The following is a 23,139-nucleotide window of genomic DNA, read 5'->3' on the forward strand; positions in this document are numbered from 1 at the left end:
GTTATTGATTTATACAAATGTGATCCCGTATCGGGTACAGATCGATGCCACCTTTTCAAAATCCGGTTTGCCTTCAGGCAATTGGCTCAGTTCGTGAAACATATGTTCCATACCGGAAGGGAATGCACTGACCCACATCTGAGCTTTTTCATTCCCAACCACCGTCCAGGAATGCACCAGGTTCTTCGGGGCATACGCCATATCCCCTGCTTCCAGGACGGTCGACTTATTGTCTACCATGATCTCTACCTTTCCCTTAAGTACACGAAAGATCTCGTCCTCCCGTGTATGGATATGAGGTGGTATCCCGAATCCGGGTTCCGCATTGTCTATCCATTCGAAGATCTGGTTGTCTGTGTCCACGCCCACGACCTTGTGCGTCTGAGGATTTCCCAATACGCGGAGCTCGATGCCTCCATCCGCCGGAACGATTTTTTCCTTGGCCTTCTTTTCTACTGGTTTTTCGAGGGCGGCCATCAGGGCATTAGCTGGTAATAGTGCCACGGCTCCCGTCCCCCCTAACCGCGCTAAAAATGTTTTCCGATCCATAATTCACAGTTTTTAGTTATTGATTCTTTCTTAATTGAATACTGAGTCAAATCTAAAGCGGCATGAATCTCCTTATTGGCAATGAGGTTGCAATTTTTGATTATTTTGTTTCAGAATTCGGCAGATGAAACATCTGTGTTATTTGATGAGACAGGGGTGTTAGAACCCTATTGGATTTCGAAGGATCTTAGCACAATCGAAATCAATCAGTTCTAAGCCCTGCACAACGCATGATCATGAGATACTCCTTTTTACTGCTGCTTTGTTGTGTATTGAACCTGTACGAAAGCACAGGACAGGAAGTCTATGATCTCGATCCTGCGTATCCCGTGCACGATCTCGACAAGTATCTTCGGGTGTATGAAGATCGTATGGAAAATCTGTCTCCTGATATTCTGTTGCAGGATGAGAACGATCTGGAATTTACAGAGGGGGATAAGCTTCCGCGATTTCTTGAAACCAATGTGCCCTACTGGGGTAAACTACGGATAAGGGCGCTGGATTCACTGAAAGGGTGGACCTTGCATTTTGAGGACAAAATGATCGGGCCGCCTGTTTGGACCAAAAGTAACGGGCGGGTAGATGTGTATGCCTACTCGGGCCGAACGCTGTTGTTCCACCAGAAAACAGGCGTTGGAGTTCCTAGAGCGGAACGGGCAACCCGCAATAATTGGATGCTAAACAGCATCCGCCTTGAAGAACTGCCGACAGATGAACCGATTACACTGATCATAAGGGCAGAAGGCAACGATTTTGGTTATCCGGCCTATTTTAATCTGAGCGCCCGTAGCCCCGATCAGCCCTATTACCATCAGATCAACCAATTTCATCATAGCTTTAATACGTTTATGTTCGGGGTGACCTTCATCATCTTCCTTTTCTTCCTACTGCAATATCTCTATCTCAAAGACCCGGTGTATTTCTGGTTTTCCCTTTGGTTGTTCTTCTGTACGCTTACCCAGGCCATGACCATTGGGTTGATCATTGACAGCCTCCCCACATGGAGATACCCATTTTGGTTTATCACTGCCAACGGTATCTTTTTCACCTTTTGGTTTTTCGGCAGGGCATTTGTCGAGTCTAAACAAAAATTCCCAAAACTCGATAAATTTATTCTGGGCCTGGCCCTGTTCGTCCTTGCCGAAATTGTGCTCACAGGCCTGTATGTGATCTTTTTCAACCCCGACATTCATTTCATCGAACCGGGGTTCCATTTCCAACTGTTAAACATCTATACCCTGGGTAGTCTGATCATTTCGGTGATCTTGTGTTTTAAAAAAGACCTCTTTGCTAGATACTTCGGGATAGGGTCACTGATTGCGAGTATATTCCTTGTAATTGGCACCCTGTGGTCTATGGGATGGATCATGCCCCCCTTTATGATCGATCCTTATGGCACCGGATTGTTCTTCCAGATCGTACTGTATTCCTTTGGTATGGCTTACCGAAGTCAGAAGATCAATGAAAGTATCCAACAGGAACGCCTGAACGCCACAAGATCCCTGGCCGAAATCCAGCGAATGAAGGACCTCGATGAGGTCAAGACCCGCTTTTTTGCCAACATCAGCCATGAGTTCAGAACGCCTTTATCCCTGATCCAGGGGCCTCTGCAGCAGGCCAGAAAGTCCTCTGCCAATGCGGGCGGACCTATCTTGATCGGACAGCGAACCTACGAGGTCATCAAACAAAATATAGTTCGGCTCCAAACCCTCGTTAACCAACTCCTCGACCTTTCCAAATTAGAGAGCGGTACGGTCCATTTAAAATTACAGCAGGGCGGACTAATCCAGTATTTGCGCTCCCTGGTGTATTCCTTCGAAAGTGTTGCCGAGCAGCGGAATATCAGTTTTACGACCCACTTCCCCCGGGAAATGGATAAAGCGTATTACGACAAGGACAAGCTGGAAAAGATCCTGAGCAACCTGCTCTCAAACAGTTTTAAGTTTACCCCTCCGGGAGGATCTGTTCGCGTAGATGTGAGCAGCTCTCAAAAGGCCCTGGTCATTGAGATCAGTGATTCCGGGAGTGGGATGAGCAAAAAAGATGTGGACAGGATCTTTGACAGGTTCTACAGGGTTGAAGGCACTGAGGTTGAAGGCTCCGGGATTGGCCTGGCCCTGACCAAGGAACTGGTGGATCTCCATCAAGGGCAGATCAGCGTACACAGCGAGAAAGGGAGGGGCACCACCTTCAGGGTCAGGATCCCGATCGAGTTGGAAGAGCTCCCCAAGGCGGTAATGATCGAACATTCGTCACCCGAAAAAGAAGCCGATTCATTATCAGATACCGGGGAAACCATCGCAAAAACAGAAGTTCAGGAATCTTTACATGACAAAGACCGAGAAGTGGTCTTACTGGTTGAGGACAATAATGACCTGTCTGTGTTTATAAGGGAAGTATTATCCCCCAGGTTTGAGGTGATCAGCGCCAGGGACGGCCTTCAGGGAGAACGCATGGCTTTTGAACATATTCCTGATCTGATAGTTTCGGATGTGATGATGCCGAAGAAAGACGGATACGAACTTTGCAATTCCTTGAAAACAAATATCAAGACCAGTCATATCCCGATCATCATGCTCACTGCCAAGGCGGGGCAGGCAAATAAGTTGGCCGGACTTACACAGGGGGCTGATGCCTATCTCACCAAACCCTTTGATCCGGATGAATTGCTGTTGAGAACAGAAAACCTCATTCAGGCCCGGAAAAAGATATGGGAACACTTTAAGACCCTTGAATTTGTGGAAGTGACAGACCTGAAACTCAATGCTGTGGATGATCAGTTCCTTCAAAAAGTGATTCAGGTGATCAAAGATAATCTGGACAATGAATCGCTTTCCGTAGAGGATATCGCATCCAAAGTGGGATTTAGCAGGGCACAGCTCCACAGGAAACTCAAGGCTCTTACCGATAAATCCGCAGGGCAACTTTTAGGCGAGATGCGGATGAACAAGGCCAAGGTCATGCTGCAGAACAAGGCCGGGTCCGTGTCAGAGGTAGCCTATTCCGTCGGGTACTCCAATCTGTCTTATTTTACCAAGAGCTTTAAGGAGAAATTTGGTGTATTGCCCAGTAAGGTCTAAGACTTAATAAGGAGTGTATTCAGACTCACTTCCCATCCTGAATGGGTTCAGAATCAGGCATCATCTTATTCAAAATAAAATAGACCGGACAGAACTTAGTGGCCGGACTTATCAGCTGCAATCCGCCGACAGCCACCGCTATCCACAAAAAATTAAGATTTTGAGTGTAGAGTGTCAGCCCGACACTGATCAGATAAAGCACGCCTACGATGGCATCATGTGCTCTTACTTTAGCCTTTACGTCCTTCATGTCGTCAGTTTTTTTGGTTGGTTGAATTTACGAATTAAAGTTCTGATATTCTATGGGTTAGGTGTCGACTTTATTCCCGGAGTTTTTCTGCGACGCTGTCGTAATACTCCTGGGTCAGCACCTCGGTCCAGATGGTAGGCTGGGCACCACCGTATATGGCCAAATACGTTACAGAACTGTTCTTCGTTGAACTGTGCCAGTGTTCCGTATCCTTGTCGCATTTTATTACGTCCCCTTTTTTTAGGATGACTGCTTCCTTTCCTCTTTCCTGGTAATAGCCTTCCCCATCCACGTAAATCAGGATCTGAGGTGAAGTGTGCTTATGCCAGTCGAGGGTAGAATTGGCCCTGAAAGTAGCTTTGGTGATGTTGTAATCGAGATCCTCATCTGCTGTGAGTAGAGAATTCAGCCAAGCTTCCCCTATATAATGGGTGTTGGGAGCTTTTACACCCTCTTCCAGATAGGAAGAAACGCTATAATCAGTAGTCTGGGAGCTTAGTAAAAACGAAGTAAAAATGAACAGGCCTGTGATCAGATTTTTCATGGGTAATTGATTTTATATAAAGATATAACAAATGTGAGTTTCACTGCTCAGCCGGTTCTAGGCAGTCCAAAAATATCTGCAAATATTTGGAGCAGTTGATGGAGCAATTCGCTTAGTGTTCTGAGCAATAGAAAAAGCCACCCACATTTGTGGATGGTTTCACTCTGCTTCTTGGCTCACCCTAAAATTCTATTCTCGAACCAATTCTATAAGGACGCCCATAAACTCTAATATGTAACGGAATCCCCTATCTGCCATAATCCAGACCTTTACAGATTTCGTCCACGATTACATCCAACTTTGTAATTGAACTTAATAGAATTCGAGCAATGGATTTTTCTGCTCACTCTATTTTTTTAAGTATCTCCCTTTTACCATCCACCTCTCTCATGTTTTGAATACCAATTAGCCCTATAACCTGCCCGTTCCCCCCATATACAGTCCTGAACATCCAATTTTCATCCTTATCTTTTGAATCCTGCCTAAATCCTATGAAATAAGACTTGGAATAGGGATGAATATCAAATCCTCTTATTATAGAATCATTTCTGAAAACTTTATATTTCAATTCATTAACTCCACTAATCTCCCTCTTTACCTCACCACGTCCATAAACACCCCTGACATGCTCAAAATCTGCAATGTCCTTTACCAGGGAGGTGTCTTTTTTTATGTTTAGCATCTCCGAAATCCTCTTATAGAGATTCAGTGCTTTGGTCCTAAAAAAAAGCATTCCATGATAATGCCCACCTTCAATATGTCTTATCTCACCCATTTGATTTAAGTAGTAAGGATTAGTCAAGGCATAGCGGGTTACTTCATCGAAGTTTTCATCGTTGATACTCCATACAATCGTAAAGCTGGAGTACCATGGTTGCTCATTCACTAATTTGTCTCTATAATTCATATGAGCATCGACCATTAATTGGTTATTTCGATCCACGATTACTTTTCTTTTGCCATATAAGTCTTTCAGTTCTGAGAATATAGAATCCTGTTGTTCAGTAAGATTTTCTTTTCCTGCTAGCAGCGCTTTAAAGTCGTCATCCACCAGGGTCGTTCTCTCCCATTCCATCAAAAGAGTAAATAAATTATCATTTTCTCTATAATCTTCGGGTTCAACCTTCTTATTGAGTACTTTGAAGTAAATTGGATCTTTTTCAAGATAATATTTCAATACTCGGTCTATATTATCAATATTCAGCACTAATTCGTCACTTACCTCTTTAAAAAGAAGCTTGGTGTTCTCAGCCCCGATCCTTTTATTATTCCAGTTGTTAATGTAAAGAGCTATCAGGATCCCCAACACAACCAGGAAGATTTCCCCAATGGCATATTTTAAATATTTAAATATTTGATTATTGTCTAATAAGTCTCGGCGAATTTTACGGAAGAAATGAAACATTGGAATCGGCTTGACCTTTAAAGGTAAGGGCTGACCAAATCAAATTTTATGATAATTATCAATATGGAGTCATAACCACAGAAGGCTCGGATTTGAAATTCAGGCCTTTTCGAAGTAAAAAAGCCACCTAAAATTAGGTGGCTTATCTTTTTTTTGGCCATGAAGTAGAACTGGCGTTCACTTCACAGCCAAGTAGTGAGCTCTGCTCTACTACTTGGCTCCCCCTCTTGGGCTCGAACCAAGGACCCTCTGATTAACAGTCAGATGCTCTAACCAACTGAGCTAAGGAGGAATAAAATCTCTTTTTAGAGGGGCCAAAGATAGCAGTTTCTTTCAAATCCCCCAATAGAAGACCTTAATATTTTTATTTGACTATTGCTTTGTAAATGTCATTCCCGTTGGCGAATAACAACAGGGCGATCAACAGGAAAAAGCCCGTCATCTGGGCGTATTCCATGAATTTATCACTGGGCTTCCTGCCGGAGACCATCTCGTAGAGCAGGAACATCACGTGCCCTCCGTCAAGTGCCGGGATCGGCAAAATATTCATAAAGGCCAAGATGATGGAGATCAAAGCTGTGGTATTCCAGAAGGCCGCCCAGTTCCAGGTATCCGGGAACATGCTGCCTATGGCAGCAAATCCTCCTACCCCTTTGTATGCCCCGGTTTCGGGGTTAAAGATCTTCTTGAGCTGTTTCACATAGCCGGTAAGCGTAGACACTCCCTTATCAATACCAGCCGGAATCGACTGGGCCAGGCTATATTTTTTTGTTTCCAACCTCAGGTACCCCCCTTTTTCAAGTTCATCAAAGGTCAACGCTCCAAGGTTTACTCCTATGGTTGCCGTGTCACTGATAACTACCGGTATTTGTTCCCTTCTCCCATCCCGGTCTACCGTAAGAACAGTTTCCTGTCCCTTGTATTTCTCCAATATGGGCTTGGCTTCATCAAAATACTTAACCTTGTCATCCCCGACCGCAAGGATCATATCTTCGACCTGCAATCCGGAATCCTTGTTTGAAGAATTCTCCGGAATTGCCCCGACCACAAAGGGCATACGCGGGCTCAGGAATCTCACCTTGTCTTCATCCTCTAAAAGCGTCGCTATGAAATCGACGGGAATCTCCTTTTCGATGATCTCCCCATCCCGCTCAATAGTAATGGAGTTACCATTCACGATCTCCAGGAACAGGCTGTTAAAATTTTCGACGTATTCTCCATCTACAGCGACGATCTTATCGCCTGTCTGTATCCCGAGCTTGTCTCCAATATTTTCCTCCGTCACCCAGACTCCGCCTTCCAGACTGTCGGTGGGAATAAATTGATCTCCATAGGCATACGCCATGCCGATATAAATGATCACTGCCAGGATAAAGTTTACGGTAACCCCGCCCAACATAATGATCAACCGCTGCCAGGATGGCTTGCTCCTGAATTCCCAGGGTTTCGGAGGCTGTTGCATTTGCTCCTTGTCCATGCTCTCGTCTATCATCCCGGAGATCTTTACATATCCTCCCAGGGGCAACCACCCGATCCCGTACACCGTCTCCCCTATTTTCTTTTTAAAGAGGGAATATTTGATGTCAAAAAAGAGATAGAATTTCTCGACCCGTGTCTTAAAGATCTTGGCCGGTATGAAATGGCCGAGCTCGTGCAGGATGATGAGCAGGGAAAGGCTCATAAAAAATTGTATGGTCTGTATGACGATGGGATTCATTAAAATCGGTTTGGACGCACAAAAATACGTTTTCCCATAGTCTTATAAAAAGAATCTCGGAACGCTCACCGGATTTTTAAGAAAGTTTTAGGAGCGCTCCCTCCCCCAAGTTTTGACTGGCTTGTTCCCCTGCAGTACCTTTGTGAAAAAAGAAGGATGAGGCGTTTCTTCAGAAAATTCAGATTCCTGGGCCTGGTCATGCTGGGCCTTTCGGCTGTTATCGTCCTCCTATTCTACAATGCCCTTCAGCCCAAAAAAACCCTCCCGGTATACCAACCGGCTGATTTTAACCCTGAACTGGTAGACGATTCTGTGCGCTATGTTAGGAAGTACCACACCATAGCCGACTTTTCCCTTGTGAACCAGAATGGAGATACTATCACCCAGGAAGACTACAGGGACAAGATCTATATAGCCGATTTCTTTTTCACCACCTGCCCCTCCATCTGTCCGATCATGACTGATAACATGGTCACCATACAGGAGAAGATCATAAATGACGATGAGGTCCTCCTCCTGAGTCACTCCGTGACCCCGGAGATCGACTCGGTTGCCCAGTTAAAAAAATACGCCCTTGAAAAGGGAGTCAAGGACAACAAATGGAACCTGGTCACCGGGGATAAGAAACAGATCTATGAACTGGCCCGCAAATCCTACCTGGCAGTGAAGACCGATGGGGATGGGGGACCTTTTGATATGATCCACACTGAGAATTTTATCCTGGTCGACAAGGAGAAGAGGATCCGTGGCACCTATGACGGAACGGACCCGAAGGACATGGAAAACCTGCTCAACGACCTTAAGATCCTCAAGGCATCATATCGAAACTTCTGAGCACTCATATGGATCAGGGGCAGGGCGACTAAAACCATTTATCCTTCTGTTATTCTATTTTTTTCACTTACTTTTGTCCTTACTTAAAATCAATCTAAATAAGAATTGAGCGCTACAGTAGTCGATCTTAAAATGGGGCAGCGCGGCATTATCAAGACCTGTGCTGATGATATCCTCCCCATCAAGCTTCTCGAATTGGGTTGCCTTCCGGGTAACGAGATTGAAATGGTTCAGATCGCCCCCTTCAAGGATCCCATTTACGTCAATGTAAATGGCTCGCACATTGCCATCAGAAGGGCTACTGCGCAACTTATTTTTATCGATATCCTCGAAGACGCCTAGCACCTTATGAGCAAGAGTATCAATGTCGCACTCATAGGAAATCCCAATACAGGGAAAACTTCGGTCTTTAACCAACTCACAGGCCTCAAACAGAAGGTGGGTAACTATCCCGGGATCACCGTTGAGAAGAAAGAAGGGATCTGTAAACTGCCCAGGGGCGTCAAGGCCCACATCCTCGATCTTCCCGGAACTTACAGCCTCAACACCACTTCCCTGGATGAAAGTGTGGTCGTGGAGCTTCTTCTCAACCGAAACGACAAGGATTTTCCGGATGTGGTGGTGGTGATCAGCGACGTTGAGAACCTCAAACGAAACCTTTTACTATTTACGCAGATCAAGGATCTGAGGATCCCGGCCATCCTGGTGATCAATATGGCCGACCGGATGCGAAGGAAAGGGATCACCCTCGATCTGGCTCTGCTGGAAAAGAAACTCGATACCCGGATCGCCCTGGTAAGTACCCGTAAGAATACCGGGATCGAGAAGATCAAGGAACTGATCGCCGACTATAAGAACCTTTCCAACAAGCCCAATGTAGATACAACGGTGATCGACCCGGAGTATTTCGAGAAATTAAAAAAGACCTTCCCCAACGAGGACCTGTATAAACTCTGGCTGGTCATCACCCAGGATGTGAACTTTATGCCAATCGAGAAAAAGACCATCCCGGATACTGCTTCCTTCAGCACCAAATCGAAGTCGGAGCTCAAAAGGCTTCAGCAAAAAGAAACGATCCTCAGGTACCAGTTCATCAATGGGATACTGAAAGAGGCCTATAAAGTAGACCTACAGGCGGCCAGAGGATTCAGGGCGACCCTGGATAAAATTCTCACCCACAAAGTGTTCGGTTACCTCATCTTCTTTTTCATCCTGCTGACCATTTTCCAGGCTATTTACGACTGGAGTAGTTATCCAATGGATTTCATAGATGAGCAATTTGCAGCAGCGAGTGAGTGGGTAAAGGATACCCTGCCCCCCGGGGTCTTTACGAATTTGATTGCCGAAGGCATTCTCGCAGGAATAGGAGGAATCGTCATTTTTATCCCACAGATCGCCTTTCTCTTTCTCTTTATAGCCCTCCTGGAAGAATCAGGGTACATGAGCAGGGTGGTATTCCTGATGGACCGGGTGATGCGACCTTTCGGCCTCAGCGGAAAAAGCGTGGTTCCCCTGATCTCGGGAACGGCCTGTGCTATTCCGGCGGTAATGGCCACGAGGAACATCGAGAACTGGAAAGAACGACTCATCACCATCCTGGTGACCCCTTTTACCACATGTTCCGCGAGGCTTCCTGTTTACCTGATCATCATCGCTCTCGTCATCCCCGAAGGACGGTTCTTCGGCCTGAGCTATCAGGCCCTCACCTTGATGCTTCTCTATATAATCGGCTTTATGGCGGCTCTTTTTTCTGCCATGATCCTGCACAGGGTACTGGAGATCAGGAGTCGGACTTTCTTTGTGATAGAAATGCCCAATTACAAGCTTCCGCTCTTGAAAAATGTGGCGTATACGGTCATAGAAAAGACCAAGAGCTTTGTCTATGGAGCCGGGAAGATCATCCTCGCTATCTCCATTGTACTTTGGTTCCTTGGTTCAAATGGATATTCCGATCGATTTGCCCAGGCAGAAAACCTGGTGAAGCAAAGGATCTCCGAAAATGGATTTACGACCTACAACCGGGAGGATATTGCTGAGAAATTCGAATCTTACAGGACAGAACTACAAACCGGACCTGCTCTCAGTGAAGCCCAGCTCAACGATTCCCTGACTTTAAAAATGGAGTCCCTCGAATTCAGGGCCCAAAGACAGGAGATCGCCAGTTTTAAACTGGAGAATTCCTATATCGGGAATATTGGAAAGGCTATAGAACCTCTTGTAAAACCCCTTGGCTATGACTGGAAGATCGGTATTGCTGTATTGACATCCTTTGCCGCCCGTGAAGTGTTTGTCGGTACCCTGGCCACCATTTACAGTGTGGGCAATGATGAAGAAGAGACAATTAAAAACCGCATGGCAGCTGAAGTCCGGGATGAATCAGACAAACCCCTTTTCAACCTGGCATCGGGAATTTCCCTCCTCTTGTTTTACGCCTTCGCCATGCAGTGTATGAGTACCCTGGCCGTGGTAAAAAGGGAGACAAACAGCTGGAAATGGCCGCTGGCACAATTAGCTATCATGAGTACTTTTGCGTATCTTATAGCATTGATCGCCTATCAAATTTTGAAATAAAACAATGAACCTGCAATCTGTACTGGTATACCTAACCCTCCTCGTAGCCCTCGTCTACCTGGTCAACAAGTTTTTATTGCCTAAAAAATACAGGATAGGTCGAAAGGGAACTTCATCCGGCTGCGGCCAGGACGACTGTGGATGCAGTTGATCTCAGACGATATGGGCGATGAAAGAGTAGAACAATAGCGCCCAGCCTGCCAGGAGTAGCAGGCCTCCCAGCGGAGTAACCGGCCCCAGGAACCTCCATTTTCTCCCCCGGGCTTCACTCAGGCACAGCCCGTAAATACTAAAGGAAAACAGTAATGTACCCAGCATAAAACTATAGGCCATATAGGTTTCAAGGCCTGTGTTGAAGCCGAGGTTAAACCCAAGTATCAAAAGCAGGATCCCGTGATACATCTGATACTTCACCCCTGTCTCAAAACTTCTCAGCTGGTCCTGACTCAACGTTTTTTTCAATGCATGCGCCCCCATCGCGCCAAATAAAACGGCAAGGAATCCAAAAAGAGCACCTACTACCTGTACTAATAAGATCATCGCTAAATTTTAGGTAAAGATATTCAATAAGTAAATCCATCTACTGATGTCAAATAAGGTTCGCAAGCCCTATCTTTAATTCTTAAATCTATAGTACGATGAAAATACGGGTTCTTATTTTACTCCTGATAACCCTTTCCTGTGGCACTTCAAAAAATTCATCCGCCGAGAATGGCCAAGAACTGGAAGAGTCCCTGCAGCAAAAGAACAGTGTCACCATTTCCCTCCTGAACAGGATCAGGCAAAAGCCGGGGGTCATTATCAGGAACGGAGTGCCTATTATCAACAAGACGAGCAATTCCCTCTCGAATCAATCAGATGACCCTTCTGGTATGATGTTAGGCAGCCCTGAACCCCTCTATGTCCTGAACGGCTACCCTGTGGGCAACTCCTTCCGGGATATAGACCGCCTGGTGGACAGCATAAACGTTACGGAAATTGTGGTCCTGACCGGTGCTGACGCATCGTCATACGGTGCCAGGGGAGCCAAAGGGGTGATCCTGATCACCACACAGTAAAGGCCACCTGACTGCTTATCATTAATTCCTATACCGGAATCCCCCATTTATCCGAAGTCGAGCGAATTGATTCTTTCGGCTTTTTTCTTTACTTTCCAAGGATAAATTAATTTCTATGAACACATTCCGGCACCTCCTGATCTTCCTCCTCTGCAGCACACTCAGCGGGCAGGGTACACAACTCCTCCGCCAGCCAACCCTATCCGGCGAACACATCGTTTTCGTCTATGCCAACGACCTGTGGAAAGTCTCCGCAAACGGTGGGCAGGCAGAACGTCTTACTAGCAACGAAGGATACGAGTTCTCACCCCATTTTTCGAATGACGGCACCTGGATCGCCTTTACGGCAGAATACGATGGCAACAGCGATGTCTATATCATCCCTGTAGAAGGAGGTGAACCCCGACGTCTCACCTGGCATCCCGGAAATGATGTGGTGCAGGGCTGGACCCCGGATGGCAAGGTACTGTTTCGTTCCGCAAGGGAGGCGCGTCCTACCCAGATGAATAAACTTTATACCGTATCTCCTGAAGGAGGCCTCCCTCAGGCCATCGCTGTTCCCCGAGCAGCCTATGGAGAGATCTCCTCAGATGGCAAATATGCAGCCTATACCCCCATCACCTCATGGGATCCGGAGTGGAGGAACTACAGGGGTGGTCAGGCTATGCCCATTTGGATTGTAGAGCTGGCTACAGGGAAATTGCAAAGAACCCCTCAGCCTACCTCAGAAAGACACCTCGACCCGGTCTGGTACAAAGGCAGGGTATTTTATCTCTCCGAAAGGGACCTGGCCAGCAATATCTGGTCTTATGATCCCGCTACAGGACAGGAGCAGCAACACACCTTCCACAAAAAATTTGATGTCAAAAGCCTGGATGCCGGCCCTCAAAGCATTGTGTATGAACAGGGTGGTTATCTGCATATCCTGGATCCGGAGACCAATGCCACAAGCCGGCTGGTAGTGGAGGTGAAAGGAGACATGAATTTTGCAAGGCCCCGATGGGAAGAGGCCAACGGAAATAACCTCAGCAATGCGGGGATATCCCCTACTGGGAAAAGGGCCCTTTTTGAATACAGGGGCGAGATCATCAGCGTCCCTAAAGAAAAGGGTACCTACAGGAACCTCTCGAGTTCTCCCGGAGTGGCCGACCGCTATCCGGTCTGGTCTCCTCAGGGCGACAAGATCGCCTGGTTCTCAGACGCCAGCGGGGAATATCAATTGGTAGTGGGGGATCAGGAAGGACAGAACACAAAAAGCTATTCCCTACCCAATCCCACTTTCTACTTTCAGCCCGACTGGTCGCCGGATGGAAATTATATCGCTTATACAGACACCGATTACAATGTGTGGATCATTGCCCTCAACTCAGGTGATGTCCACAAAGCTGCCACAGACAGGTATGCTCACCCCAACAGGACCATGAATCCCGTTTGGTCGCCGGACAGCAGGTGGATCGCTTATTCGAAGCAACTCGACAGTCATTTTAAAGCGATATTCGCATACAATATCCAGACCCGGAAGGAACTGCAACTCACTGATGGCATGGCCGATGCGATCAGTCCTGTTTGGGATGAGGGAGGAGAATACCTCTACTTCCTTGCCAGCACTAATTACGGCCTTCAATCGGGATGGCTCGATATGAGTTCCTATGATCCTCAGGTAACCCGGAGCTTGTACGCCCTGGTTCTGTCTGCCAAAGGCAAGGCACCAAATCTCCCTGAGTCGGACGAGGAAGAAGCAACCAGTCCAACAGAAACGGTAGAAAAGAAAGGCAAGAAGAAAGGAGAAGAGGCAGAGACTGACAAGAAGTTAGTTGTCACCATCGACTCAGAGGGAATCTACTCGCGAATCATTCCCCTGAAACTGGAGGACAGGAATTATGTAGCCCTTGCCAAGGGACCCAAACATCAGGTCTTTATTGGTGAGAACGTCCCCAACGAACGCAATTTTACCATTCATTCATACGATGTAAAAAAAGAGAAAGCAGAGGAATTCGGTTCTAATATTTCAGAGTTTATCCCGTCCTCAGATCGAAAAAATGTCTTGATAAAACAGAATGGGTCATGGTTCATCTCAGAGACTAAGGGCAGTTTTAAAAGCAGTGAGGGGAAGCTCGATACCGGCATTAAGATCAAAGTCGACCCCCGGGCCGAATACAAGCAGATCTTCCGGGAAGGCTGGCGGTTTATGCGGGACTTTCTCTATGTAGACAACGTTCACGGAGCTCCCTGGAACCTCATCTACGAATGGTACTCCCCCTGGATAGACCACGTGCGCCACCGCACGGATCTCAACTACGTGGTGGATATCATGAGCGGTGAAGTGGCCATAGGGCATTCTTATGTTTCCGGCGGAGACTTTCCGGATATCGAAGATGTGCCTGTGGGTCTTTTGGGATGTGACCTTGAAGTCGCAAACGGACTGTACAGGATCTCCAGGATCTACACCGGAGAACAATGGAATCCCGACCTCAGTGCGCCCTTTCACCTGCCCGGGATCGAGGTGAAAACAGGGGACTACATAATGGCGATCAATGGAAAGCACCTCAACTCTGGAATAAATCCCTACAGCTTGCTGGAACAGACGGCCGGCAGAGAGATCAAACTCAGCGTATCTTCCACCCCCGATGGAAGTGGCGCCCGGGAGGTCCTGGTAAAACCGGTGCGAAACGAATATATGTTGAGGACGATGGACTGGATCGAGGGCAACCGCCAAAAGGTTGATGCCCTGTCCGGCGGTAAGCTCGCCTACGTCTACGTCCCGAATACGGGGGGAAGAGGCTTTGAGTATTTCAACAGGTATTACTTCTCACAACAGAACAAGAAAGGGGTGATCATTGATGAGCGGAACAACGGCGGGGGCTCTGCGGCAGATTATATGATCGATATCATGGACCGGACCCTGTTGGGGTATTTCAACAGCAAGGCCAATGACAACCGTCCCTGGACTACTCCCATGGCTGGGATTTGGGGGCCAAAGGTCATGATCATTAATGAAAGAGCCGGTTCGGGAGGAGATCTATTACCCTATATGTTCAAGGCAAAGAATCTGGGGCCACTGATAGGCACGCGCACCTGGGGCGGACTGGTTGGTACCTGGGACACCCCAAGGTTTATAGATGGAGGCCGAATGGTCGCCCCTCGCGGAGGATTTTTCGATGTTGACGGGAAATGGGCCGTGGAAGCAGAAGGAGTGGCCCCGGATATAGAGGTGATTCAAGATCCTAAAAAAGTCCTCGAAGGCGGGGATCCACAGTTGGAAAGAAGTGTGCAGGAAGCTATGAGACTTTTGGAAACTCAAGAATTCATAATGAAACCGGAGCCCGAAGCACCCGTAAGATGGATGAGGCCTCCGGGATATAAGGATAGTAAGGATTAAGGGCTACAAACTGACCTCAACTGCCCGGTTGGAGGAGAGTGAGAAAGAACACTCATGAAAACTGGGCGGACCGAAGGTCTTCATTCTGGAATTGGAGAACCCTACAGGTTCTTTTGGGATGCCTAGCCAGTTGGTGTCCAGGATATTGTTCCCATTCTCATCGTGAAAGACGGCCAGGGCATATTCCCCGCTGGGAAGGTTCTCTATCCTGATCTTTGTTTTCCCGGCCACAGCCTTAGTGCTGTCTGATTTATAAACCCCTTCAAATTTCAGGAAGCCGTCTGCCTTGTTGTACACTGCCACATTGATATTTCCCATGGAGGACTGCACCCCCTGCACCTCTACAATAAGTTCGTTTTGAGCGAGAAGGCTCAATGGCAACAGGAAAGAAAGTAAAAAAATGTATTTCCTCATAAACTTTGAGTGCATTGGGTGCTTAACGCAGTTATGCCGTGCAAAAGTATTTGATGGAGTAGAAATTTCATGTCAGAAAACTGCTAAAAATTTCGGTCGATAGGAGAAATCTTGATCTGGCAAGGTTAATCCTCAGATGACTCGTCCATTTTTCCCTTAAGTCTCTCGAAAAAAACTGCCGTTCGCAGGGAATCTTTGAAATTGAGATAGATCGGAGGGTACTCCTTTTGCTCAATGAGTATCTTGGGATATTTGAGCTCGTCGACATACACCCTGATCCCTTCCACGCCTGACAGGGTATCGCGGAAAATCCCTTTCTCGACACCCCAGACAGAAAATCCCGATTTCCTTTCCATCTCCGGAATCCTGGGCACCATCTGCAAAGATTCTAGTGCCCCATAACGTATCTCAGAAACATAGAACCCTGAAAAAAGTACTACTCCTCCTTCTTCTTCTTTGATCCAGTTCTTATAATGTAGCACAAAAGCTCCCAGGCACACCAATACAGTGAAGCCTATGACCAAATTCCAAAGCCAGTGTCTTTTCTTTACTGCAATCATGAGGTTTGCGGATTGTATCTTTTGGTGCCAATATTGGCAACTTGGAAATAAACATAATCAATAGGCCTCAATCCTACAAGGGATCACCCGGGGATTGGAGTTCTCGTTTTTAATGCCTCAGGATTCCCAAAAGTAGTATCTTTAGGCATCCGGGTTCTTTTTCCACAAGGATATCCGGAAGACTAATAGATAATACTCTTCACATTTTATGTTTACCCTGGAAGACCTTTCAAGTGCCAAAAAGAGGAAAGACCTCATCGAAATTGCCGAAGAAAAAAAGATTCCTATAACCAAAGCCCTGAGAAACCTCAGATATGAAGAGGAACTACGCCTTCTGCAAACGGAGATGGTAAACTTCCAGCGATGGGTTAAGAAAAAAAATCTGAGGGTAGCGATCATTTTTGAGGGCAGGGACGCTTCGGGAAAAGGTGGTACCATCAAGCGGTTCAAGCAGCACCTGAATCCCCGATCCACAAGGGTCGTCGCCCTTTCCCGGCCTACCGAGGTAGAGCGAGGCCAGTGGTACTTCAGAAGATACATCAAGGAGCTTCCCAATCCCGGAGAGATCGTGCTTTTTGACAGGAGCTGGTATAACCGGGCTGTTGTGGAACCCGTGATGGGATTCTGCTCCCAGCAGGAATACAACCAGTTCATGGTTCAGGTCCCGGGTTTTGAGCATATGTTGTATGAAGACGGGGTTAAGATCATTAAATTTTGGTTTTCCATCTCTAAAAAGGAGCAGAAGAGAAGAATGGATTCCCGACTCCTGAACCCCTTGAAAAAGTGGAAATTTAGTCCGGTTGACCAGAAGGGGCAAGAACTCTGGGACAAATACACCTATTACAAAGAACACATGTTCTCCAAAACCCACTCAACTTTTAGCCCCTGGATCATTGTCAAGGCGAACAGCAAGAAAACAGCAAGGCTGGAGAGCATGCGTTATGTTTTGTCACAATTTGATTATACCAGGGCGCTTAAGGCCAAGACTACCATTCTCCCCGATCCCAATGTAGTACTGAGATATTACCGGCAGATAGAACAGATCGATATTTAAACTATGGCCAAAGAAAAAACCGACGAATTGAACATTTCGGAAGAGGACCTTGAGCTCCTGAACACCCCACTGGGAATCCAGTTCCTTATGGCCGACAAAAAGACTAACGTCCCCAAGGCTCTGAGGCTGCTGAAGGATGAACTTACATTCCATAATTTGCAGGCCGAGATGATCAAATTACAGCATTGGGTCATCGAGAAAAACCAAAAGGTTGTCGTGATCTTCGAAGGCAGGGACGCAGCGGGCAAGGGCGGAGCTATCAGGCGGATCACGGAACATATCAATCCCCGTCACTACAGGATCGTCGCCCTGCCAAAACCCACCGTTGAAGAGCAGGGGCAGTGGTATTTCCAACGCTATGTAAATCAGTTACCCAAACCAGGGGAAATGGTATTTTTTGACAGGAGCTGGTACAACCGGGCCGTAGTGGAACCGGTGAACGGATTCTGCACAAAACCACAATACCGCAGCTTTATGGAGCAGGTAAACAGTTTTGAAAGCATGATCATGGACTCCGGCATCTACCTGATCAAATTTTACTTTTCCATCACCAAGGAACAGCAGGCTCTTCGTTTTAAAGATATTCAGTCCAGTCCTCTCAAAAAGTGGAAAATGACGGATGTAGATCGAAAAGCCCAGGAGCTCTGGGACTTATACACCGAATTCAAACTGCGGATGTTTGAGCACACCAACCTCAAGAAATCCCCCTGGATCATCATTGAGGCCGACCGCAAGACGGAAGCTCGCATTAAAGCCCTGCAGTATCTCATAGACAATATTCCCTACGAAAAGGATGAAGAAGGTGAGGATCAGGAACGTGGTTAAGGCTGGTTGTCCTTAAAAATGGTATATTTGAATAGACAGAATACATCATGAAACTGCTGTCGGTGCTTTCAGCTTTTCTCATCCTGTTCCAGAGCGTGAACATCAGCCTCGGGGACCTTTCCGGTATGGATGAATTCCTGGAGCACGCCTCATTTCACAAAGAGCAATACGGGGACAACCTGCTGGTCTTTATCTCCAAGCACTACGGAGAGCTTAAAGCAGAACATGAAAAGAACCACCAGGAGGAACAGCATGAGCACGAGAAGCTGCCATTCCAGCATCAGTCCTGTACACATCACCTTGCCAACGTTTGTGTTTTGTTTTCTTCAGGTCCGGATAAGGTGAAAGTCGATGGCGAATCCGAGGAAAGTGCCAATTACTATTATTTGCAAAGTGATTCCGCAGGATTCAGATCCGGCATCTTCCAGCCGCCAAGAAAGGCCTGATCGTTGAGCCTTACGGGTGTGGTCTATCCGATCAGCCCGATTACCCATGGAAATTTAATTGCCAGTCGTCCCCTTAGCGGGGATCGGCCCTTTATCAATAGTTCAGCTTATCATGCTATCATCCATCATACATTTCAGTATCAGGAACAAATTCCTCGTCTTCCTGCTCGTAGCCCTGATCATTGGGTATGGTCTGTTTTCCCTCACCCAGCTTCCCGTCGGGGCCGTTCCGGACGTTACCAATAATCAGGTACAGGTGATCACCACCTCCAGAAGCCTCTCCACCCGTGAAATGGAAAAGTTTATCACTTATCCGGTGGAGCTTGAAATGGTCAACCTGCCAGGGGTAACAGAAATCAGGTCTGTATCCAAGTTTGGCTTATCATTAGTGACCATCGTTTTCGAAGACGAGATGGGGACCTACCTTCCCAGACAGCTTATAGCAGAAAAAATCAAATCGGCATCGGAAAAGATCCCGGAAGGGTTTGGGAGCCCGGAAATGGGCCCGATATCTACAGGTCTGGGGGAGATCTACCAGTATACCCTGGAAATAGAACCCGAATTCAAAGGGAAATATTCGCCTACGGAACTGCGAACTGTCCAGGACTGGATCGTAAAAAGACAACTGTCCGGAATACCCGGTGTGGTGGAAGTAAATACCTGGGGAGGTAAGCTGAAGCAATACGAAATAGCGATCGATACCCGAAAGCTCCATGCGATGGATATTTCGGCAGGAGATGTGTTTACAGCCCTGGAAAAAAACAACAGCGTCGCCGGAGGCGGGTATATAGAAAAAGAGAACCAGGCATATTTTATCAGAGGGGAAGGTCTGGTCGGATCCTTAGAGGATATCAGGTCTATCGTCGTAGATAACAAAGATGGAATTCCCATCCTGATCTCAGATATAGCTGAAGTAGGCTTTGGAAGCGCCGTTCGTTTTGGGGCGATTACAGGAAACGGGGAAGGTGAGAAGGTCCTTGGACAGGTGATGATGCTGAAGAATGCCAATTCCAAACAGGTCATTGAGGCAGTTAAAAAAAGAGTGGCCGAGATCTCCCGTACCCTGCCGGAAGGGATCTATATCAACCCCTTCCTGGACAGGAGTGAACTCATCGGGAGGACTACCACCACCGTTGTAGAAAACCTGATTTTCGGCTGTCTAATCGTAGTCTTTGTGGTTGTTTTATTACTGGGCAATTTCAGGTCGGGCCTGGTTGTTGCTTCCATCATTCCCTTAAGTCTGCTCTTCGCCCTTTCGATGATGTACCTGTTCGGGATCGATGCCAACCTGATGAGCCTGGGAGCCATTGACTTTGGGATAATCATAGATGGGGCGGTCATCATCGTGGAGTATATCGCTTACCAAATTACCAAAAACAGGTCGGAGTTCCTGAACCTCGAGGGAAGGGAACGGAGCCAGTTTCAGGACGAAATTGCCCGAACGGGGGCTTCCAAAATGATGAATTCTGCCATCTTTGGCCAGCTTATCATCCTCATAGTCTTTATTCCCATCCTTTCGCTTAGTGGGGTTGAAGGAAAAATGTTCAGGCCGATGGCCCTTACATTCAGTTTTGCACTGATCGGAGCTATCATCCTATGCCTGACCTATGTCCCGGTGGTGTCATCCCTCTTGCTCAAACCGGGCAAGGCAGGAGACAGGAATATCTCCATCCGCCTCATGCAAAGATTGACAGCCTGGTATGAACCAGTTCTCCACTGGGCGTTACAAAAGAAAAAATGGGTCCTGGGCGCAGCCGGGAGTCTACTTGTCCTGGCAGTTTTAGTGTTCACTACACTGGGAGGAGAATTCGTCCCTACACTGGACGAGGGTGATTTTGTCATTCAACCTGTTTTGAAAACGGGTACTTCTCTTAGTGAGACGATACATACTACCACACAGATCGAAAGGATCCTTCTGGAGAATTTTCCGGAAGTCAAACAGGTAGTGACTCGAATTGGAGCAGCTGAAGTCCCCACAGATCCCATGTCGATGGAAGAGAGCGATGTGATCATCATTCTCCATCCTAAAAGGACCTGGACTTCTGCACGAACCAAGGACGAACTGGCAGAGAAATTCAAAGAAGCCCTGCAGGTGATCGCCGGAATTCAGATAGAATTCACCCAGCCTATTGAAATGCGGTTCAACGAATTGATAACAGGGGTACGTGCCGATATAGCCGTCAAGATATTTGGCGAGGACCTCGACATTCTCGCGCGAAAAGGAGAAGAGATCAGGGCACTTGTTCAAGGTGTTGAGGGTGCCGCTGATATCACTGTAGAAAAGATCGCCGGACTGCCTCAGATGAATGTGGCCTATGACCGGTCACGGATAGCCCGTTTCGGCCTCAATATTGAAGACCTCAACAAAATGGTCGCGGCTGGATTCTCTGGCAGTACTGTGGGAAGCGTGTTCGAAGGGGAAAAGAAATTCGACCTGGTAGTCCGACTCGGTGAGGGTCAGAGACGTGGTATCGATGACCTGAAAAATCTGTATGTCGATACCCCTTCCGGAGATAAGATCCCTCTTTCCCAGGTTGCCGAGATCACCTACCAGAAAGAGGTTGCCAAGATCTCAAGAGACAATGGCCGAAGGCGGATTGTCGTAGGTATCAACGTCCGCAACAGGGACCTGCAGTCGGTTGTGGATGATGTGAAAGAGCTTGTCGACAACCAAATTTCACTCCCGGTAGGATATTCGATCAGTTACGGGGGTCAGTTCGAGAATCTTCAAAGCGCCAAGGCCCGGCTGAACATAGCTGTACCCATAGCTCTGATCCTCATTTTTGTTCTGCTATATTTCACTTTCAGTTCCATCAGGGAAGCACTCCTGATCTACTCTGCCATTCCCCTGGCCGCCATAGGAGGTGTATTCCTGCTATGGCTCAGGGATATGCCTTTCAGTATCTCGGCCGGGATAGGCTTTATCGCCCTGTTCGGGATTGCAGTGCTCAACGGGATCGTCCTCATAGAACATTTTAAAGAATTAAAAACCAAAGAATTCAAGGATATGGAAACGCTCATCAAGCAGGGTACAAAAGACAGACTCAGGCCGGTTCTACTGACGGCTTCCGCTGCTGCCCTGGGGTTCCTTCCCATGGCGATCTCGACCAATGCCGGGGCTGAAGTGCAAAGGCCACTGGCAACGGTGGTCATAGGCGGACTCGTATCGGCTACTTTGCTCACCCTGGTGGTGCTTCCTGTACTGTACTGTATGTTCGAGAAGATCAGCTCAGGTGGGCACGGTAGACGAAATCGCCTCAGAAAATCATTGGGAATACTAACGTTGCTGTTCTCCTTAGGGATACAAGGACAGACGGGGCCGAAGGACCTGGCCGGTCTCATCCCAGTTGCCCTTGAAAACAATGCCGGCCTCAACGCCTCCCGCCTCAGATACGAAAAATCCGAAGCACTGATGGGCACCGCATATGATTTTGACAAAACTGAGCTCTTTTATTCCTATGACGAGAACAACCTGGCGGTAAACGGGCTTCCCATAGATGTTTTTGGGATTCGGCAGGACTTTTTATTCCCCTCTGTTTACGGGGCAAAGAGAAAAGTGCAGAAAACAATGGCTGCCATGGAAAGGGATGCCTTTGAGATCAGGAAAAAAGGAGTCATTCGGGAACTGACCAGGGCCTATTTCGAATATCAGACCCGCCTTGAAAAAGAAAGAATCTACAGCAGTCTGGACAGTCTGTACCGCAAATTCGACTACGCGGCAAAACGGAGATTTGAACTTGGGGAAACCAACTATTTGGAAAAAATTACGGCCTCCTCGAAACAGCGGCAGATAGGAATACAGAAAGACAGAGCTGCAGAGGAGGTGCGTATTGCCAAAAGGGCGTTGTTGCAGATCTTGCAAATCGAAGATACACTCTCTATTCTGAAAGAGCCATTCAAAAAAATGGAATTAGAGGAGCCCAGCCTGGATGAAATGCCCGAAATACTGCTGTACAGAGATAAGGCGTACATGCTGAAAGCCGAGAATCAACTGGAAAAACAAAAGCTGTTGCCAGACATTGCGGTAGAGTATTTCCAGGGTACCAATGAGACTTTTGACGGAAACCTCAAAGGTTATTCGTTCGGACTTAAAATTCCCGTTTTTCTGGGCGGACAGGCCTCTAGAATAAAAGCCACCTCCCTGGAGAGGCAGGCCTTCGATTCCGAGACCGCAGAATACGAAAGCGTCTTGCTCAACAGGCTGGAAGCCCTTAAGGCGAACCTTTCGCAGAACCGGAAAGCACTCCTTTACTACGAGGAAGAAGGCCGTATCCTGGCGAATGAGATCCTCAGAACAGCCAACAGCAGTTTTAAAAGCGGGGAGATCGATTTTTTCCAGTACATACAGAGTGTGGAAAACGGTTATGGGATCCTGCTCGACTACCTCGACAGTCTCAACGAATACAACCAAACGGTCATCGATATTAATTACCTAACCCTTCAATGAATAGTA

At 47.2% G+C, this 23,139-nt stretch carries 19 protein-coding genes and 1 tRNA gene; 11 read left to right on the forward strand and 9 right to left on the reverse strand.

Annotated elements, in window-relative coordinates:
- Window positions 1–9: 9 nt before the first annotated feature.
- The gene (locus IEV19_RS06995) at window positions 10–549 is read right to left on the reverse strand and encodes a cupin domain-containing protein (RefSeq protein ID WP_188369940.1); all 540 of its coding nucleotides are present in this window, start codon (window positions 547–549) and stop codon (window positions 10–12) included.
- A 236-nt stretch (window positions 550–785) separates the two neighbouring features.
- Here IEV19_RS06995 and IEV19_RS07000 point away from each other — a divergent pair, with 236 nt between their 5' ends.
- Complete coding sequence (locus IEV19_RS07000) at window positions 786–3,629, forward strand: ATP-binding protein (RefSeq protein ID WP_188369941.1); 2,844 nt, start codon at window positions 786–788, stop codon at window positions 3,627–3,629.
- 25 nt (window positions 3,630–3,654) lie between these two features.
- Here the strand turns inward: IEV19_RS07000 and IEV19_RS07005 are convergent, their stop codons facing one another.
- The 5 genes from IEV19_RS07005 to rseP all read right to left on the reverse strand — a co-directional run bounded on the left by IEV19_RS07005 (window position 3,655) and on the right by rseP (window position 7,545).
- The gene (locus IEV19_RS07005; RefSeq protein WP_188369942.1) at window positions 3,655–3,879 is read right to left on the reverse strand and encodes a YgaP family membrane protein; all 225 of its coding nucleotides are present in this window, start codon (window positions 3,877–3,879) and stop codon (window positions 3,655–3,657) included.
- Window positions 3,880–3,949: 70 nt separating this feature from the next.
- Entirely contained in the window at window positions 3,950–4,423 is a 474-nt protein-coding gene (locus tag IEV19_RS07010; protein ID WP_188369943.1) for a cupin domain-containing protein, read from the reverse strand.
- A 343-nt stretch (window positions 4,424–4,766) separates the two neighbouring features.
- The gene (locus IEV19_RS07015; RefSeq protein WP_194419543.1) at window positions 4,767–5,732 is read right to left on the reverse strand and encodes a hypothetical protein; all 966 of its coding nucleotides are present in this window, start codon (window positions 5,730–5,732) and stop codon (window positions 4,767–4,769) included.
- A gap of 311 nt (window positions 5,733–6,043) precedes the next feature.
- Window positions 6,044–6,120 (reverse strand) — tRNA-Asn (locus tag IEV19_RS07020).
- A 72-nt stretch (window positions 6,121–6,192) separates the two neighbouring features.
- Window positions 6,193–7,545 carry an RIP metalloprotease RseP gene (gene rseP, locus IEV19_RS07025; RefSeq protein ID WP_188369945.1) on the reverse strand — a complete coding sequence of 451 codons (1,353 nt, stop codon included), beginning with the start codon at window positions 7,543–7,545 and terminating at the stop codon, window positions 6,193–6,195.
- 156 nt (window positions 7,546–7,701) lie between these two features.
- On the opposite strand from rseP, the gene IEV19_RS07030 reads away from it, so the two are divergent.
- From IEV19_RS07030 to IEV19_RS07045, 4 genes are all read left to right on the forward strand, one after another.
- Window positions 7,702–8,379, forward strand: a complete 678-nt coding sequence (locus IEV19_RS07030) for an SCO family protein (protein WP_188369946.1) — start codon at window positions 7,702–7,704, stop codon at window positions 8,377–8,379.
- A gap of 105 nt (window positions 8,380–8,484) precedes the next feature.
- Window positions 8,485–8,721 carry a FeoA family protein gene (locus IEV19_RS07035; RefSeq protein ID WP_229732508.1) on the forward strand — a complete coding sequence of 79 codons (237 nt, stop codon included), beginning with the start codon at window positions 8,485–8,487 and terminating at the stop codon, window positions 8,719–8,721.
- Window positions 8,722–8,727: 6 nt separating this feature from the next.
- Window positions 8,728–10,950: a ferrous iron transport protein B gene (feoB, locus tag IEV19_RS07040; RefSeq protein ID WP_188369947.1), complete on the forward strand. Its 2,223-nt coding sequence runs from the start codon at window positions 8,728–8,730 to the stop codon at window positions 10,948–10,950.
- A gap of 4 nt (window positions 10,951–10,954) precedes the next feature.
- Window positions 10,955–11,101 (forward strand): hypothetical protein, encoded by a 147-nt coding sequence (locus IEV19_RS07045; protein ID WP_188369948.1) that lies wholly within the window; start codon window positions 10,955–10,957, stop codon window positions 11,099–11,101.
- A gap of 2 nt (window positions 11,102–11,103) precedes the next feature.
- On the opposite strand, the gene IEV19_RS07050 is transcribed toward IEV19_RS07045, so the two are convergent.
- On the reverse strand, window positions 11,104–11,490 hold the full coding sequence (locus IEV19_RS07050) for a DUF423 domain-containing protein (protein ID WP_188369949.1): 387 nt from the start codon (window positions 11,488–11,490) through the stop codon (window positions 11,104–11,106).
- 98 nt (window positions 11,491–11,588) lie between these two features.
- On the opposite strand from IEV19_RS07050, the gene IEV19_RS07055 reads away from it, so the two are divergent.
- Complete coding sequence (locus IEV19_RS07055) at window positions 11,589–12,008, forward strand: TonB-dependent receptor plug domain-containing protein (RefSeq protein WP_188369950.1); 420 nt, start codon at window positions 11,589–11,591, stop codon at window positions 12,006–12,008.
- A 115-nt stretch (window positions 12,009–12,123) separates the two neighbouring features.
- On the forward strand, window positions 12,124–15,387 hold the full coding sequence (locus IEV19_RS07060; RefSeq protein WP_188369951.1) for a S41 family peptidase: 3,264 nt from the start codon (window positions 12,124–12,126) through the stop codon (window positions 15,385–15,387).
- A gap of 3 nt (window positions 15,388–15,390) precedes the next feature.
- Here IEV19_RS07060 and IEV19_RS07065 read toward each other — a convergent pair whose 3' ends face one another.
- A complete protein-coding gene (locus IEV19_RS07065; RefSeq protein WP_188369952.1) occupies window positions 15,391–15,801 on the reverse strand; it encodes a DUF2141 domain-containing protein in 411 nt (136 codons plus the stop codon).
- A gap of 125 nt (window positions 15,802–15,926) precedes the next feature.
- Window positions 15,927–16,361 carry a hypothetical protein gene (locus tag IEV19_RS07070; RefSeq protein WP_188369953.1) on the reverse strand — a complete coding sequence of 145 codons (435 nt, stop codon included), beginning with the start codon at window positions 16,359–16,361 and terminating at the stop codon, window positions 15,927–15,929.
- 208 nt (window positions 16,362–16,569) lie between these two features.
- On the opposite strand from IEV19_RS07070, the gene ppk2 (IEV19_RS07075) reads away from it, so the two are divergent.
- From ppk2 (IEV19_RS07075) to IEV19_RS07090, 4 genes are all read left to right on the forward strand, one after another.
- Window positions 16,570–17,415, forward strand: a complete 846-nt coding sequence (ppk2, locus tag IEV19_RS07075; protein ID WP_188369954.1) for a polyphosphate kinase 2 — start codon at window positions 16,570–16,572, stop codon at window positions 17,413–17,415.
- 3 nt (window positions 17,416–17,418) lie between these two features.
- On the forward strand, window positions 17,419–18,240 hold the full coding sequence (gene ppk2 / locus IEV19_RS07080) for a polyphosphate kinase 2 (RefSeq protein ID WP_188369955.1): 822 nt from the start codon (window positions 17,419–17,421) through the stop codon (window positions 18,238–18,240).
- A 47-nt stretch (window positions 18,241–18,287) separates the two neighbouring features.
- Complete coding sequence (locus IEV19_RS07085) at window positions 18,288–18,686, forward strand: hypothetical protein (protein ID WP_188369956.1); 399 nt, start codon at window positions 18,288–18,290, stop codon at window positions 18,684–18,686.
- A gap of 112 nt (window positions 18,687–18,798) precedes the next feature.
- Window positions 18,799–23,133 (forward strand): CusA/CzcA family heavy metal efflux RND transporter, encoded by a 4,335-nt coding sequence (locus tag IEV19_RS07090; RefSeq protein ID WP_188369957.1) that lies wholly within the window; start codon window positions 18,799–18,801, stop codon window positions 23,131–23,133.
- Window positions 23,134–23,139: the final 6 nt, after the last annotated feature.

Origin of the sequence: Muriicola marianensis, assembly GCF_014638095.1 — a bacterium.
Classification (GTDB): Bacteria; Bacteroidota; Bacteroidia; order Flavobacteriales; family Flavobacteriaceae; genus Muriicola; species Muriicola marianensis.